Source organism: Nocardiopsis sp. SBT366 (genome assembly GCF_001083815.1).
Taxonomy (GTDB): Bacteria; Actinomycetota; Actinomycetes; order Streptosporangiales; family Streptosporangiaceae; genus Nocardiopsis; species Nocardiopsis prasina.
The window spans coordinates 13,441-28,623 of record NZ_LAVM01000005.1; the positions used below are offsets into that span (position 1 = coordinate 13,441).

At 71.5% G+C, this 15,183-nt stretch carries 14 protein-coding genes; 7 read left to right on the forward strand and 7 right to left on the reverse strand.

Going from position 1 to position 15,183, the window contains the following annotated elements:
• The first annotated feature begins 236 nt into the window (after positions 1-236).
• Positions 237-545: a hypothetical protein gene (locus tag ADX84_RS02340; protein ID WP_049566643.1), complete on the forward strand. Its 309-nt coding sequence runs from the start codon at positions 237-239 to the stop codon at positions 543-545.
• On the opposite strand, the gene ADX84_RS02345 is transcribed toward ADX84_RS02340, so the two are convergent.
• Both ADX84_RS02345 and ADX84_RS02350 read right to left on the reverse strand, forming a co-directional pair.
• Positions 542-1,465, reverse strand: a complete 924-nt coding sequence (locus tag ADX84_RS02345) for a sugar kinase (protein ID WP_049566646.1) — start codon at positions 1,463-1,465, stop codon at positions 542-544. The two genes, ADX84_RS02340 and ADX84_RS02345, sit on opposite strands and share 4 nt — an antisense overlap.
• On the reverse strand, positions 1,462-3,060 hold the full coding sequence (locus tag ADX84_RS02350) for an amidohydrolase family protein (RefSeq protein ID WP_049566650.1): 1,599 nt from the start codon (positions 3,058-3,060) through the stop codon (positions 1,462-1,464). Before ADX84_RS02350 ends, ADX84_RS02345 begins: the two co-directional genes overlap by 4 nt.
• Positions 3,061-3,248: 188 nt before the next feature.
• Here ADX84_RS02350 and ADX84_RS02355 point away from each other — a divergent pair, with 188 nt between their 5' ends.
• Positions 3,249-3,629 carry a RidA family protein gene (locus ADX84_RS02355; protein ID WP_049566653.1) on the forward strand — a complete coding sequence of 127 codons (381 nt, stop codon included), beginning with the start codon at positions 3,249-3,251 and terminating at the stop codon, positions 3,627-3,629.
• Positions 3,630-3,838: 209 nt separating this feature from the next.
• On the opposite strand, the gene ADX84_RS02360 is transcribed toward ADX84_RS02355, so the two are convergent.
• Entirely contained in the window at positions 3,839-4,513 is a 675-nt protein-coding gene (locus tag ADX84_RS02360; protein ID WP_049566656.1) for a bifunctional 2-polyprenyl-6-hydroxyphenol methylase/3-demethylubiquinol 3-O-methyltransferase UbiG, read from the reverse strand.
• Between the two features lie 202 nt (positions 4,514-4,715).
• On the opposite strand from ADX84_RS02360, the gene ADX84_RS02365 reads away from it, so the two are divergent.
• Positions 4,716-5,036 carry a hypothetical protein gene (locus ADX84_RS02365; protein WP_049566660.1) on the forward strand — a complete coding sequence of 107 codons (321 nt, stop codon included), beginning with the start codon at positions 4,716-4,718 and terminating at the stop codon, positions 5,034-5,036.
• 80 nt (positions 5,037-5,116) lie between these two features.
• On the opposite strand, the gene ADX84_RS02370 is transcribed toward ADX84_RS02365, so the two are convergent.
• Positions 5,117-5,731: a TetR/AcrR family transcriptional regulator gene (locus ADX84_RS02370; RefSeq protein ID WP_049566846.1), complete on the reverse strand. Its 615-nt coding sequence runs from the start codon at positions 5,729-5,731 to the stop codon at positions 5,117-5,119.
• 192 nt (positions 5,732-5,923) lie between these two features.
• Between ADX84_RS02370 and ADX84_RS02375 the strand changes: the two genes are divergently transcribed.
• Complete coding sequence (locus ADX84_RS02375; RefSeq protein ID WP_049566663.1) at positions 5,924-7,612, forward strand: MDR family MFS transporter; 1,689 nt, start codon at positions 5,924-5,926, stop codon at positions 7,610-7,612.
• Here ADX84_RS02375 and ADX84_RS02380 read toward each other — a convergent pair.
• Positions 7,603-8,052, reverse strand: coding sequence for a GNAT family N-acetyltransferase (locus tag ADX84_RS02380; protein ID WP_049566666.1), 450 nt, complete (start codon positions 8,050-8,052; stop codon positions 7,603-7,605). The two genes, ADX84_RS02375 and ADX84_RS02380, sit on opposite strands and share 10 nt — an antisense overlap.
• A 143-nt stretch (positions 8,053-8,195) precedes the next feature.
• Positions 8,196-9,431 carry an ATP synthase F0 subunit B gene (locus ADX84_RS02385; RefSeq protein WP_049566669.1) on the reverse strand — a complete coding sequence of 412 codons (1,236 nt, stop codon included), beginning with the start codon at positions 9,429-9,431 and terminating at the stop codon, positions 8,196-8,198.
• Between the two features lie 385 nt (positions 9,432-9,816).
• On the opposite strand from ADX84_RS02385, the gene ADX84_RS02390 reads away from it, so the two are divergent.
• The 3 genes from ADX84_RS02390 (at position 9,817) to ADX84_RS02400 (ending at position 12,313) form a co-directional block, all read left to right on the forward strand.
• Positions 9,817-10,380: a gamma carbonic anhydrase family protein gene (locus tag ADX84_RS02390; protein ID WP_049566672.1), complete on the forward strand. Its 564-nt coding sequence runs from the start codon at positions 9,817-9,819 to the stop codon at positions 10,378-10,380.
• A 508-nt stretch (positions 10,381-10,888) separates the two neighbouring features.
• Complete coding sequence (locus ADX84_RS02395; RefSeq protein WP_156208009.1) at positions 10,889-11,407, forward strand: hypothetical protein; 519 nt, start codon at positions 10,889-10,891, stop codon at positions 11,405-11,407.
• Between the two features lie 159 nt (positions 11,408-11,566).
• Complete coding sequence (locus tag ADX84_RS02400) at positions 11,567-12,313, forward strand: hypothetical protein (RefSeq protein ID WP_049566680.1); 747 nt, start codon at positions 11,567-11,569, stop codon at positions 12,311-12,313.
• Between the two features lie 145 nt (positions 12,314-12,458).
• Here the strand turns inward: ADX84_RS02400 and ADX84_RS25210 are convergent, their stop codons facing one another.
• Positions 12,459-15,140 (reverse strand): sensor histidine kinase, encoded by a 2,682-nt coding sequence (locus ADX84_RS25210; protein ID WP_082206258.1) that lies wholly within the window; start codon positions 15,138-15,140, stop codon positions 12,459-12,461.
• Positions 15,141-15,183 lie beyond the last annotated feature (43 nt).

The window sequence follows — 15,183 nt, forward strand, 5'->3', positions numbered from 1 at the left end:
CCTTCCCGTCCGTTGGCACTCATCGTACCCAGTCGCCACCAGGCCGACGAAGGGCCCCTCACCCCGCGGAGAAATCCGCCGACACTCCGCGGCGGCTCCCCACCTTTCGCGTGATCCTGTAGCTAAATGACACAGAGTAGCCAACTCCGCACACGGCAGCGCCCTTCGGTGCCCGGCCGCGTCTCCAGTACCTGTGTCCCAAGGGCTCGCGCGAGCCCGGTGAAAAGGGGAATCCCGTGCCGATCCGCCCTGCGAACCTCGCCACCATGTCCGCGACCATCGCCGGGGCCATCTCGGGGATGGCCAGCAGGGAGGAGACCGCCCCTGTCCTCGTCACCTTCGAGTCCGGCCACGAGCAGTCCGTGGAGAACGGCGGCTGCCGTGTCCTGGAGACCGGTCAGGGCGGGGTGGTCGAGATCGAGGGCGAGTCCCGGTTCGCGCTCTTCGCGGGCACCAGCTGCCAGGGCAGCCGCACCCTGGCCTCCGGTCAGGGCTCCGTTCGCTTCGGCACCCCGGTCCTGGCCGGGGCCATCGTGATCGGCTAGGCGTTCCCCGCACGGATGCCGGGGACCTCGTCCGGAACGCGGTCGAGGACGTCCCCACGGGAGCGCAGCACCTGTCCGGCGGCCGCGTGCCCGAGGCTGAGCCGCCGGTCCGGTACGAGGTCGTCGAGCAGCCCCGACAGGAAGCCCGCGGCGAAGGCGTCGCCCGCACCGACCTCCTCCACCACGTCCACCGACGGGGCGGGCACGAACACCGTGTCCGCCCCGTCGAAGCTCGTCGCCCCGTGTTCGGCGTCCTTGACCACCAGGGTGGGCACCTCGGGGAGGATCGCCCGGACGTCCTCCACCGCCGGGGTGCCCCAGAGGCGTTCGGCCTCGTCGCGGCCGACGAACACCACGTCGGCGCGGCGCGCGAGGTCCAGCAGGACCGGCCCGGCCTCGCGGGCCTCCCATAGGGCGGGCCGGTGGTTGACGTCGAAGGAGCGCAGCGCACCGTTCCCGGCCCGCCGGTCGAGGAGCTCCCGGACCAGCGCGGCGGCGCGTGGGGACAGCGCCGAGGTGATCCCGGACAGGTGCACCAGCCGGGGCCCCCGTGACCACACCTTCTCGGCGTCCACCACGGACATCGTCGATGCGGCCGACCCCTTCCGGTAGTAGAGGACCCCGGCTCCGCCGGGCGCGGTGTCCTTCACGTACAGCCCGGTGGGGAGCACCGGGTCCACCTCCACGCCGCGCACGTCCACCCCGCAGCGGGCGACGGAGTCGGTGACCATCCGTCCGAAGGGGTCCGCCCCCACCCGGCTCACCCAGGCGGAACGGTGGCCGAGCCGGGCCAGCGCCATGGCCACGTTGGACTCGGCGCCACCGGTGCCCACCGTCAGGCGGGCGCCCTCGGCGAGGGCCCCTGGGGAGGTGAGCACCGCCATGGTCTCCCCCACGCAGACCGCGTCGATCCTGGTCATCGGGCGTTCCTCCGAATGGATCGGCCGGGCAGGCGGTCGGTGCGACGCCCGTCCCGGACGGTGAACTCTCCGGCGATCATGACGTGCTCGATGCCCACGGGAGCCTGACGCGGTTCCTCGTAGGTGGCCCGGGCGTGGACGGTGTCGGGGTCGAAGACGACCAGGTCGGCGACGCCCCCGACGTGGATGCTCCCCCGGTCGACGAGGCCGAGGCGCAGGGCGGGCCGCGAGGTGAGGTGCCGGACGCACTCCTCCAGGCTGAGCAGCCCGAGTTCGCGCACGTAGTGGCCCAGGTAGTGGGGGAAGGTGCCCCAGCCGCGCGGGTGGGGGCGCTCCCCGACGAGGATGCCGTCACTGCCCGCCGTGTGCGACCCGTGACGCATGATCGTGCGGATGTTCTCCTCGTTGCCGACATGGAGGAGGCAGCCGCTGCGCAGCTCGTCGGCGATCAGGAGGTCGACGAAGACCTTCCCGGGGGCCTCGTCGCGGGCCCTGGCGAGGTCCGAGACGGAGGACCCCACCGCCCAGGAGAGGGCGGGGTCGGCGGTACCGGAGACCACGAGGGTCGTCCAGTCCATGGGGACGCCGTGGTTGCCGTCCGTGCCCTCCACCTCGATCTCCCGCAGGACCCGGGTGCGGATGGCGGGGTCCCGCAGGCGTTCGAGGGTGGCGGTGGTCCCGCCCTCCTGGACCCAGGAGGGCAGCGGGGCAGCGAGGTAGGTGGCGCTGGCCCGGTAGGGGTAGGAGTCGAGGGTGACGTCCAGGCCGTAGCGGACGGTGGCCTCGTCGATGGCGTCGAGCACCTCGGGGGCGCGGCCCCGGTTCTGCGGGAAGTTCACGTGGCAGTGGGCCAGGTGGAGGGGCACCTGGGCGCGGCGGGCCACCTCCAGGCACTCCTGGTAGGACTCCACCACGCGCGAGCCGTAGTTGCGGTGGTGGGGGCAGTAGTAGCCGCCCGCCGCGCGGACGGGTTCGAGGAGGGCGACGATCTCGTCGTCGCTGGCGTACATCCCGGGGGTGTAGGTGAGCCCGGCGGAGAGTCCCTGCGCGCCCTCGGCCATGCCCCGGGCGATCATCGCGCGCATGCGGTCGGTCTCGGCCTCGGTGGCGGGTCGGTCGTCGTTGCCCACGACCGCCATGCGGACGTTGCCCTGGGGGACGAGGTAGGCGGCGTTGGTGGGGGACCCCCGGTCGATGAGGTCCAGGTACTCGCCGACACCGCGCCAGGAGTAGTCGAGGTCGGGGGTCCCGTTCCACGCGGCGATCTGTTCGCGGACGAGGTCGACGGTGGCGTCGGTGACGGGCGCGTAGCCGAGCCCGTCCTGGCCGAGCACCTCCAGGGTGACGCCCTGGAGGACCTTGGCCTCGTGGGCCGGGTCGGCGAGCAGGGCGAGGTCGGAGTGGGCGTGCATGTCCACGAACCCCGGTGAGACGGCGAGGCCGCTCACGTCGATGATCTCGCCGGTGCTCCTGGCGCTCCCGGGTGGGACGATGTGGCTGATGCGGCCGTCACGCAGGACGAGGTCGGCGAGGCGGGAGGGACCGCCGGTGCCGTCGATCACCCGTCCCCCGGCGAGTACGGTCTCGGGCTGCACTGTTCCTCCGTTCGGGGTCCCCGACACCCGGTTCGGCGTCTCCGCCGTCGGAGTGTCAGTGTGGCCCAAGATACGCTTCAGCAAAGATAATTGGTAACTTTGTTGCCAATAAATGTGTTCGCGGACCTGCGTGACCACACGATCCCCGGCGCGCGCAGGAGCACGCGAGACCCGACCGAAGGAGACGCATGTCCAAGAAGGCGGTCCAGACCGACCAGGCCCCCGCTCCCGCCGGTGCCTACAGCCAGGGCGTCGTCGCGGGCGGTTTCCTGTACACGGCCGGGTTCGGCCCGCAGGACCCCGAGACCGGCGAGGTGGCACCGACCGTGGGTGAGCAGACCACGCGGGTGCTGGCCAACGTCGCCGCCGTGCTCGCCGAGCACGGGCTGACCCTGGACGACGTCGTCAAGGCCACGGTCCACCTGGAGAACCTCAAGGCGGACTTCCCGGAGTTCAACGCCGTCTACGAACAGCACTTCACCGCCCCCTACCCGGTCCGCACCACCGTGGGCTCCGACCTGGCCAACATCCTGGTCGAGATCGACGTCGTCGCCAAGCTCCGCGACTGACCGATCGCCTCGGTCCGCATCCCGGTCGCGGCCCGATCGCGCCCCGGCCACCCGTTCACCGCCCGGTGAGCGGCCCCCGGGGACGCGGCTCATCGACCGGCCGTCCCCGACATCGGCTCCCCGGGGGCGGCCGGTTCCCTCGTGTCGGCCCCGGCGCGCGGCTGCCGGGGCGTCCGCGCCGGACGCCCTCCCGGATCCCCCCGGTGTCATCAATCCGAGAGGCCGCCACGCACCGGGCCACGACGGCGCGCCCGCACCACGAGGTCGTGGACGGTGTGGACGGTCCCGTCCAGGGTCTGCTCCGACGGCCGCGCCTCGTTGACGATCACGTCCCACTCCCCCTCCATGAGCGCGGCGGTCACCGCGTCACCCTCGTAGAACAGCTCCGGGTACGGCGGACGCGGCACTCCCGTCTCCAGGTCCCTGGGGTGGTGGGCGACCACCAGGAGCTCCCCGCCGGGCACCACCGCCGCCGCCAGGTCCGCGAACAGCAGCGCCCGGGGGTTCGGGTACAGGTGCATGAACTGGACCGTGACCAGCTCGTACTCGGGGGTCGGCGGAGCCCACCGGGTCACGTCCGCGCGCAGCCAGGTGATCCGGTCCGCCACCCCCGCACCCGCCTCCACCGCGTGCGCGGCCGCACGGTCCAGCGCCACGGACGAGATGTCCACGGCCGTCACCCTCCAGCCCCGCGCGGCCAGCCACAGGGCGTCCGCGCCCTCACCGGCGCCGACGTCCAGCGCCCGCCCGGGCTGGACGCCCTCGATCTCGCTGACCAGGTGCCGGTTGGGCCGCCCGCTCCAGATCCGGTCACCGGAGCGGTACCGGTCGTTCCAGAAGTCCTCGCCCATCTCCTCGGGCAGGGAGCCGTACTCGTCGGTCATGTGTCGACCACCTCCTCCCCCACTCTGCTCAGCGCGGTGCGGTGATGCGAGTTCCCTTGCCGAACCGGCAAAGGAGTCGCACGAAAGAGGATGAGAAGACGGTCCGGATATTCACAGGAATCTCAGAACTGATCCCTATTCACACGTATCCCACGAGACGTCCACAATTCCCCCTCACTGACACCTCAGAGGACTCACAGAAATGATCATCTGGCGCGGCTGGGGCATTCTGGTCCTACTCATCGCTGCGGCCATCGCCGTCCCCTGCGGCATCGTCGCCGGGCACCTCATGGGCTCCCAGGCCTCCGGCCTCGGCGGAGCCGTGGGCTGCGTCCTGGCCGCCGTCGCCGTCCACTTCGTCGGCCGGAAGCTGAACGCCCCCACGCAGGCCTTCGACCCGGCCACCGGGCAGCCCGTCCGGCACCGCAACGCGCACACGCTCTTCTTCGTACCGATGCAGTACTGGGCGTTCATCCTGCCGGTCGTCGCCGTCGGCATCGCCGCCACGGCCTTCCCGCTCTGACACCCCGCGAACCCCCGGGTCGCCCCCCGGCCCGGGAACGCCCCCGCCCCTCCCCTGCCTGGGAGGGGTGGGGGCACCTCTCAGGAAGCCTCCGACTCCGGCTCGCCGAAGTCCCTCAGACACAGCTCCAGCAGGGCCAGGACCCGTTCCTTGAGCTGCTCGCGGTCGTGCGCGCGCAGCGCGGTCGCCCCCTCCACGCGCCGCACCCGGCCCACGCCCAACAGGACGGCGGCGACCAGCGAGGCGTGCACGCGCGCGTCGGGTCCGCCCAGGTAGACGGCGAGGGGATCGATCAGCGCGCTCTTGAGCCGCCCCTGGTAGACCGACTGGAGGTCGGGGTCCCCGGCGGAGTCGTCCAGTGACAGCTGCAACGGGGTGCCCTCGCCGTGCAGACGGCCCACCGAGTGCTCCGCCAGCCGTTCCGTCAGGTCCTCCGGGGAGCCCTCCTCGATGAGCCGGGGGAACACGCCGTCCTCGCGCAGGATCTCGGTGAGCAGACCGGCCTTGGAGCCGAAGTAACGGTTGATGAGCGCGACGTTCACCCCCGCGTGGGACGCGATCTTGCGCGAGGAGACCGCGCCGTACCCCTCACTGGTGAACAGTGTCTTGGCGCTGGCGAGAATGCGCTCCCGTGTCGCCTCACGGCCACGCGTCGGCGCCTCGGCGCCGGCTCCGGTCCGTTCCGGACGCTCCATCTGCACACCCCTTGGTGGCCGCGATCGGGCTTTCAGTACTCCAGGTTGACACCTCGGTACACCCCACGCATACCGGAAGCGCCCGAGAGATACCGATTTGACAGGTCAACAGCGTTTACATATACCTGACGTGGATGCTTGCCCCCGGTGTGCGTGCCGTGGGGCTTTCGTGCGTCCGGAATCGGGGGCCTCATGGAACAGTCAGTACAAGGGACATCCACCACCCGGGGCTCCTCCCCGGGGACCGCCTCCCCCCAGGACCTCCCGGCCCCCGCACCACTGCCCGAACCCACACCCGAGTACCCCTCACGTCCGGTCGTACGGCGGATCATGGTCGGGCTCGTCCTGGCGATGCTCACCTCGATGCTCACCAACTCGATCATCGGCACGGCGCTGCCCACGATCATGGGCGAACTCGGCGGACAGGACCGGCTGGCCTGGGTGGCGACCGCCGCCCTGCTGACCATGACCGCCTCCACCCCCGTGTGGGGCAAGCTCTCGGACATCTGGGGGCGCAAGCTCCTCTTCCAGATCGCCCTCGGCATCTTCATCGTCGCCTCGCTGGCGGCGGGATTCGCGCAGGACATCAACTGGCTGATCGCCGCCCGGGCGCTCCAGGGCCTCGGCGTCGGCGGCCTGGCCACACTGCCCAACATCATCCTCGGCGACGTCGTCTCGCCCCGTGAACGCGGTCGCTACAGCGGCCTGATCGGCATGGTCTTCGGCGTCTCCACCGTGCTCGGACCGCTGGTCGGCGGGTTCCTGGTGGACAGCCCGCTCGGCTGGCGCTGGTGCTTCCTCATCACCGTGCCGCTCGCGGTCGTGGCCTTCGGCGTCATCCAGTTCATGTTCCGCATGCCGTTCACGCCGCGCCACCGGCCCACCGTGGACTGGCTGGGCGCCGGACTCATCTTCAGCGCCGCCAGCACGGTGATCGTCCTGCTCAGTCTGGGCGGCACCCAGATCCCGTGGAACTCCGTGCCCGCGTACGCCATGGGCGCCGCAGCGGTGCTGCTGACCGTCGCGGCGGTCCTGGTCGAGCGCCGCGCCAAGGAACCGATCATCCCCACTCGCCTGTTCCGCGACCGCACGTTCGTGCTGGCCTCGGCGGGTTCGGTCACCGTGGGCATGATGATGTTCGGCCTGATCATCTACATGCCCCAGTACCTGCAGATGGTGCACGGCATGAGCCCGACCGTCTCCGGGCTGATGACCCTGCCGCTGGTGGCCTCGTTCCTGCTCACCTCGATCGGCTCCGGCTTCGCGATCAGCGGTACCGGCCGGTGGAAGGTCTACCCCGTCGTCGGCATGGCGCTCTGCGTGATCGGGTTCACCGTGCTGAGCCTGGCCCAGTTCGACCCGGGGCTGACCACGGTGGTGGTGGGACAGATGCTCGTGGGCCTCGGGTTCGGCCTCAACATGCAGATCCTGCTGCTGGCCACCCAGAGCGCGCTGCCGGTGAGGGACATGGCCTCCGGGACCGCCTCGGTCACCTTCTTCCGCAACCTGGGCGGGGCCATGGGGGTGGCGGCCTTCGGCGCCGTCATGGTGAGCCGTCTCAATGCCGAACTCGCCTCGGCAGCGACCTCCGCGCAGGAGGCCCTGGCGCTGGACACCGCCAACGGCACTGACTCGGGTGCCCGGGAGCTGACGGTGGGACTGGAGCAGGCGGCCGAGTCCGCCCAGGGCTCCCCGGAGCTGGTGCACTCGCTGCCGGGCCCCGTGCGCGACGTGGTCGTGGGCGCCTTCGACCACGCCATGCAGGGGGTGTTCGTGGCCGGTGTCCCCATCGCCGTGCTGGGCCTGGTCGCGGTCTCGTTCATGAAGGGCGTGCCGCTGCGCGGTGGCGGGCCGAAGCGGGCCCCGCGGGCTCAGAGGTAGCGGCGGAAGCCCGCGGCCGAGGTGTCGAAACCCAGGGCGGCGTAGAAGCGGTGCGCCCCCTGGCGGCTCTCGTGGGAGAGCAGCTCCACCTTGTAGCAGCCCGCGCGCGTGGCACGGTCCAGAGCGTCCTCCATGAGCGCCCGGCCGATGCCCTGGAGTCTGGTGTCGGGGTCGACGACGAGGTTGTCGACCACCGCCCAGGGCTGGGCGTCGTGGGTCAGGTTGGCCACCGTCAGCAGGTCCAGGGTCCCGATGATCTGCCCCCGGCGCTCCGCCACCAGCACGGTGCGGTCGGGGTCGTTCTCCATACGGGTCCAGGCGCGTACGGCGGCGGAGGACATGCGAACATGAGCGCTCTGCGTGTGGGTGGTGTCACCGAGTTCGCGCAGGAGACGCAGGATCGCACCGAGGTCGGACCGAATGGCCGCGCGGATAATCATGGCTGTCGGCATCGTAGCCGACAGCCTGCGACAAGGCGGACGTCACCCTACAACTGACCACAAAACGCCAAGGGCGGGACCGGCCGGTCCCGCCCTCGTGACACACCTGACGACACCGGTGCGAAGCCCGGTACGGCGCCGTGTCAGGGCTTACGGATGACCCGCACGCCCTCGTCGTTCGTGGGCGGGTGCTGCTGTCCGCTCTCGGGGCGACGGTACACGCCGGTGATACCCGGGTCACCCCCGGCCTCCTCGGCGGGCGGAGCCGACGGCGCCTGCTGCGGACCGCTCGGCTGCTGGTGCGCCTGCTGCCCCGGGGCCGGGGCGTCGAATCGGGCACCCTGCGGGGGCTGCGGGGCGATGACCCTGGGCTCACCGCCCTTGCCCTCGTCCTGCTTCGGGCGCTGCTGGGCCTCGGGCCTGGGGGCGTCCTGCTGGCCCTGCTCGGGCTTGGGCAGCGGCTGGATGCGCACGGTGGCCTGGTCCGGCTCCTGCTGGAGCGGGGGAAGCTGGGTGGTGGCCTCCTCCTTCTTCTCCGGCTGGGCGGGCTTGGGGGCTTCGGGAGCCTTGGTGGCCTCGGCGGCCTTGCCCTCCGGAGCCTTGCCCTCCGGAGCCTTGGCCTCGGGGGCCCTGTTCTCCGGCTTGACCGCGGGCTTGGGGCGCACCGGGTTCTGCGGGCCCGAGTTCGGTTGACCCTTGGGGGCCTCGGCCGGAGCGGGAGCCGTCTCCTCGCGGGACAGCCCGGTCTCCAGGGCGCCGGCCTTGTCCTCGGCGACGACGAGGTCGGCCAGCGTGGAGTGCATGTCCTTGAGGCGGCGCAGCGCCTCGGCGTGCGTGGCCGTCAGCGTGGCCAGACGACGGTCGGCCGTGTCGTGGATCTTCTTCGCACGGGCCTCGGCCTCGCTCAGGCGGCGGTCGCCCTCCTGCTTGGCCTGCTCACGGAGCTGGTCGGCCTCCTTCTTGGCACCGCCGACCATCTCGTTGGCCTCGGAACGCGCGGAGGAGACGATGCGCTCGGCGTGCTCCTCGGCGTCCTTGCGGTGCTTGGCGACCTCCTCCTGGGCCTTCTTCTGGGCCTCCTTCACCTCGGTCTCGACCCGGGAGCGACGCTCCTTGGCCTCTTCCTCGGCGATGCGGAGGATCTCCGCCATGCGCTCGCTGATCTGCTCGTGCTCAGGCTTGACCTGGGCCTTCTCGCGGGCGATCGCGAGGTCGCGCTTGTACTGCTCCAGTTCGTCGTCCATGCGCTGGAGGCGCTCACGGAGATCCTTGAACTGGTTGTCCATTCGGACGTAGTAGTCGTCGACGTGCGCCTTGTCGTAGCCGCCCTTGCGCACCGTCGGAAAACGGTCTTGTTGCAGTCCGCCGCCCGGCAACATATCGCTCATGTGCCTTTCATGTCCTTAACACCGTCGCTGCGCGTCGCAGGTGGTGAGAGATGGTGAGAGTTGCCCCGTGCCCATTTGTCGTCGAAGCACCCGTCGAACCGTTCGGTCTGGTTCGCCCGCGGATGCCCGTTGTCGAGCTCCGGCTCGGCACGATGAGGGGCACCGGCCGAGAGCGGAGCGTGAAGCCGTGGACACCGTCCAAACGACCAAGGTAGACACGCGCTGCGCCGAGGCGTCAAGAGCCCCGGCGCATACGTCGCCGTGCGGACCCTGGTCACGTTCTTACTAAGGTATGCGCGATCATCCCCGTACGGGGGCGTAGCGGTCAACTTCCTGCCCTCTCGCCCCAGGGGACATAAAGCGAGAGGACCCACGCATGGACAGCGAGACGGACGGATTCGCCATGGAGCCGCGCCCGGGGGCCAGGATCGGCGGGGCGCCCTTCGGCGAACCGGAGATCCATCCCACAGCCTGGATCGCCCCGGGCGCGGTGGTGGTGGGACGCGTCCGTCTGGGCGCCGAGAGCAGCGTCTGGTACGGATCGGTCCTGCGTGCGGACACCGAGGACATCGTGGTCGGCGAACGGGTCAACATCCAGGACCAGTGCGGACTCCACTCCGACCCGGGTCAGCCCGCCGTCCTGCATGACGACGTGAGCCTGGGGCACAAGGCGATGGTGCACGGCGCCATCGTGGAGGAGGGTGCGCTCATCGGCATCGGCGCGATCGTCCTGGGCGGGGCCAGGGTCGGCCGGGGCGCGCTGGTGGCCGCCGGTTCGCTGGTCGCCCCGGGCAAGGTCGTCCCCCCGAACACCCTGTGGGCCGGGCTCCCCGGCAAGGTCGTCCGGGAACTGAACGACGACGACCGCCTCGTGCTGGAGCACACCCCCACCGCGTACGCCGCCTACGCCATCCAGCACCAGGACGTCGCCTGGCGCTGATGGCGTCGGACCTGCGGAACCGGTGCGCGGGTAACCGCGTACCGGCTCTGCGTGCGGTGAGGGGCCCGGCGCCCTGTCGGACGTGCTCCCGCACCCTGCGGGTCGGTTTCGGGGGAGGGATCCGTGAGTCGGGGGAGCCGCCCTCGAAACCCCCTTCCCGCCCGAGCGGTCCTCGGCGAGCGGCCCCGAGCACCGCGCACGCCGTCACGGGGACGGCGGGACGTGTGGCTCCCACCGCCGCAGGGACGTCGGGCGGCGCCCCGTCCGACGGTGGCTCGCCTGGGTGACATCCCGCATCCCCTCCCCCCAAGGGGATGTGGGGCACTGGCTAACCCGGATGAGCCCGGCACTGGCCCACAAGAGTCATGCGCTCCGGGGTCCTGCGGCCGTAGCCTGGTGGTCCTCTCTCCTTGTGGGATCGGTTCCGTCGCGCCGCGCCCACATCGCCCCGGCGCGCGGGGTTTGCCGTCCTGTCCTGCGACACCGGTGCCCCGGGAGGTGAGTGGTGGTGAACGGCCTGGGTGCGAACGGGCTGAGTGTGTGCGACCGGCTCCACGACCACGTCGCGCTCGACGAGATCGAGCTGTACGCCGAGGTCCTCATCGCGGTGGCCGACACCGACCACAGGCTCAGTCCCGCCGAGATCGACCGCGCACTGGGGCTGACCGGGCGCACTTTGGTCGGCGACCGACCCGGCGGCGGCAGGGCCCGGGGTGCCGACACCGCCGCGAACCCACCGGTCTCGCCGACCGAAACCAGCGCACCGGACGAGGGCACCCGGCACGCCGCGCCCGGCTCCACGAGCACCGCTCCCACCAGGAGGAAACGGCCGCGCCGAGGGGCCGTACCCGAGCAGCCGTCCGAAGTCAGGTACGCCGGACCGGTACCCCCGGCCCGTGACGGCCACCGTCCGCCCACCTTCGTCGTTCCCGTCCACGGCGGCGTCCAGGACGGTCCCTCCGCGTCGCATCCGCTGTGTGACGTGGTCCTGCCACACTTCGTCCCCTGGCGGGCCTGGCACCTCTGAGGTCACATCCGCCCCCGCGGCCTCCGTTTCGGAAACAGAACCGTCCGAAATCGGCCTGATCCGGCCACGTTCGTCCCGCTCCGCGTCGGCTCGTACTGGGTACTGCTCCTTCAGGGCCCCTCAGCCCACAAACGGCCAGCAGCCCCTTCAGGAGCCGAGATGCACGCAGGACCCGACAGGCCGGAACGCGAGGTTGAGCGCCCGGACCCACACGCCCCCGCCGACCGCCCTCCCCGCCGCGTCGGCGAACCCGACAACGCGCGCCGCGTCACCCTCACCATCGCCGTCGTGGTGACCTCCCTCTTCCTCCTGGTCACGGCCGGAGGCATCGGTTGGTTCCTGGCCAACGGCACCGGAAACGGAACGGGACCCGCAGGGGACACCGCTTCGGCCGACGCCGCCGAGGAGGCGGAGCAGGCCACCGGGCCACCGCCCGGCGACGAGGGCACCGTCACCGACTCCAGGGCGGGTCTGGCCTACCTGCTGCCCGGCGAGGGGTGGGCCCGGCTCGGCGATGACCAGGTTCCGGCAGAGTACTCCTCGTACACGGTGTACGGCTCGGAGGAGGACCCGGACGCCATCATCGTCACCGGCACAGAGGACCTCGGCCCCCTGGAACCCATCGCGGCCACCGGACTGTCCCTGGCCACGGAGATGGTCGGTGAGCTGGTCACCGGGGGTGCGGACCTGCGGATCGAGCCCTCCGGCGAGACCACCCTGAACGACCGGCCCGCCTTCGGCGCCACCATGGACGACGCCTCCGACGAGGACGGCGGCTACGGTCGGTTCCTGGTGGTCCAGATGACCGACGACCGGGGCGCGTTCATGCTCGGCCTCAACACCAGCGGCGGCGAGGACGCCACGGCCGGGATCGACGCCGCCTTCGACTCCCTGGGCACCGTCTGACCACTCCCCCGCGAGGCCCCCCGGACGTTCCGCGGCGCCCCGGTCCAGGGCGCCGCGGGACAGGGAGGACCTCGGACGGGGTCACGCGGAACCCGGCCCGCTCCGCGGCCGGTCACCGCCACCGATCACGCCCCTCGGGGGACGGTCAGAACGGGATCACGGCGCGGAGCAGGAAGCCGCCGTCCCTGGTCCTGGCCCGGGACAAGGTTCCCCCTGCCAGGGCGACCCGCTCGGAGAGGCCCGCCAGTCCGTTGCCGTCACTGCCCCCGGGCGTCCGCACCCTCGCGCTGTCGTTGTGCACCTCCACCACCAGCCCCCTCGACACGTTCGCGCCGTCCCGGGTGAGCCGGAAGCTGATCTGGCACTCCCGCGCGTCGCTGTGCCGCAGGACGTTGGTGCCGCCCTCCCGGACCACCCAGGCCGCCAGCCCGGCGACCTGCGACGGGAGTTCCAGGCCCTCGAGGCCGGTGACCACGGTCCGCGTGCCACCCGAGTCCAGGACGGCGCCGACCGCGGCCACCTCCCCCTCCAGATCGGCCTCCCGGTCACCGCTCACCGCGGAGCGCATCTGCTGGAGCGCCTGCCCCGCCAGCCCCTGGACCTCGGCGATCTCGGTGACGGCCCGATCCGGGGCCCGGTCCACGAGCCGCCCGGCCAGCTGCGCCTTGACCGCCAGCGCGGAGAGGCTGTGGCCCAACAGGTCGTGCATGTCCCGCGCGAAGCGGAGCCGTTCCTGGGTCACCGCGAGCTGGGCGCGGGCCCGCTGTCCGGCGACCGCCTCACGGCTGATGTCCCAGAGCCAGATTGTGCCGAAGGTGCTGAAGAGGAAGGTCAGGGCGACGATCACGGCGAGGAGCCAGACCAGCCCGTAGACGAGGGGGTTGAACGCGTTCGTTTCGAAGACGGGCGCGAAGGTCGGGATCAGCGGCAGGGGTGAGAGCAGCAGCAGGGCGCTCACCACCGCGCCGGGTCGGCCCGTGGTGAAGAGGATTCCGGTGCCCCACCAGGCCCCGATCATGATCAGAGCCAGGAAGGGGTTGTTCAGGAACACCGCGCTCAGCAGGAGCAGCACGACGGACACCCAGAACAGCCGCGGGCTGGGCCGCCGATTGCCGTCCAGCCGTTCCCGGAGCAGGCGGATGAGCAGACACGCGACCACCACGACGAGGAGCGTGCCGACCGCCGAGGTCCAGAACGGAAGTCCGTACTCCGCGCTGACGAGCAGATCCATGAGGGCCAGCCCCACGAGGAGCAGGCTGTTGAAACCGATGAGCGCCATGATGATCCGGCGGGAGAGGCGGACCCGCCGGTCGTTGGCCAGCTCGTTGAGCAGCTCCGGATCGTCCTCCGGCGGGGGTGCCCCCTCCTGCGAGAGCTCGACGGGCGTGCCCGGGGCCTTCGCGGCCACGGGGCCCCCCGGCGTCGGACCCGCCCCGTTCTCGTTCGCCCCGGCCAGCGCGGGTGCCGGGCCGTCCGCCAAGGGAAGGGTGGCCCGCAGCAGAAAACCACCGTCGTCCGTCCGGGTCGCCTCCAGCGTCCCGCCGCCACCGGCGATCCGCTCGGCCAGACCGGCCAGCCCGCTGTCGGACCCCACTCCGGACGGGGCGCCCTCCCGCGCACGGTCGTTCCTCAGCTCAACGACCAGTTCGCCGAGGCCGGGAGCCGATCCGGGTTTCTCCGCGAAGGCGATCCGGCAGTTCTGGGCGCGGCTGTGCCGCAGGACGTTGGTGCCGCCCTCCCGCACCACCCAGGCGGCCAGGGCAGCAGTGTCCGCTGGCGGGTTCAGGCCCGTCAGGCCGGTGACAGCGGTGACGGTCCCGTTGGACTCCAGGACCGCGCGAACCGAGTTCACCTCCGCGTCGAGGTCGATGTCCCGGTATCCCCGGACCACCGAGCGCACCTGTCTCAGCGTCGTCCGCGCCAGTTCGTGGACCTGGCCGATCTCCCGCCTGGCCTCCTCCGGGTTGGTCCGGACGTGCCGCCCGGCGCGAGCGGCGCCGATCCGCAGCGCGTCGAGCCGGTGCCACAGCAGCTCTCGGATCTGGTTGGTGAAGCGGAGCCGCTCTCCGTCCACCGCCAGCTGGGCGCGGGCCTGCTGGCCCTCGGTCACCCGCCGGATGCCGTCCCACAGCCAGATGGTGTAGAGGCAGCCGATCCACAGGAAGAACGCCCAGAAGAGCATGACCAGCCCGTGCCCCAGCAGACTGCCGAGGAACCCCAGGGGGCCGCCGAGACCTCCCGGCCCGGGCAGCAGCGCTGTCCGCATCGGGGTGACCAGCGCGTTCACCACCGTCACGGCGAACGCGCCGACCGTGACGTACAGCAGCTCACGCCGGGAGGAAAGGAAGGCGAGCAACGCCCAGGCCGAGGCGACGATCCCGAGGACGCTTGGGCTGTGCCAGTGGAACAGGCACAGGACCAGGAGCAGGGCGACGGTGCTCCGGTACAGGATCCGGTTGGGTCGGGTTCTGCCGTCCAACCGGTCCCGGATCATCCGGAACATCGCCAGGGCGCTCAGGACCGAGGCGGCGAACAACGCGACGGTGCGGACCACGGCGAGCACGAGGACGTAGTCGGGCTGGTCGTCGAGGACGCTCCAGGCGTAGGAGAGATCCATCAGGAGCCCGGTCCCGGCCCAGAACGGGACCAGGAACGGGAACGCCGCCATGCTGTACAGGCAGTACCGCCGCGCCCACCGGATCCTGCGCGCGAACCCGGCACTCATCCCCGGTGGCGCGGGCGTCTCGGTGCCCCGGCCTGCCGGAGCCGTGGCACCACCGTCCTCCGGCACCGCCACGGACGCCGCGCGCCCGCCCTGCTCCCCCACGTCCGCCTCCCGCTTTCCCCCGGCGCTTTTCACCGGACTCCAA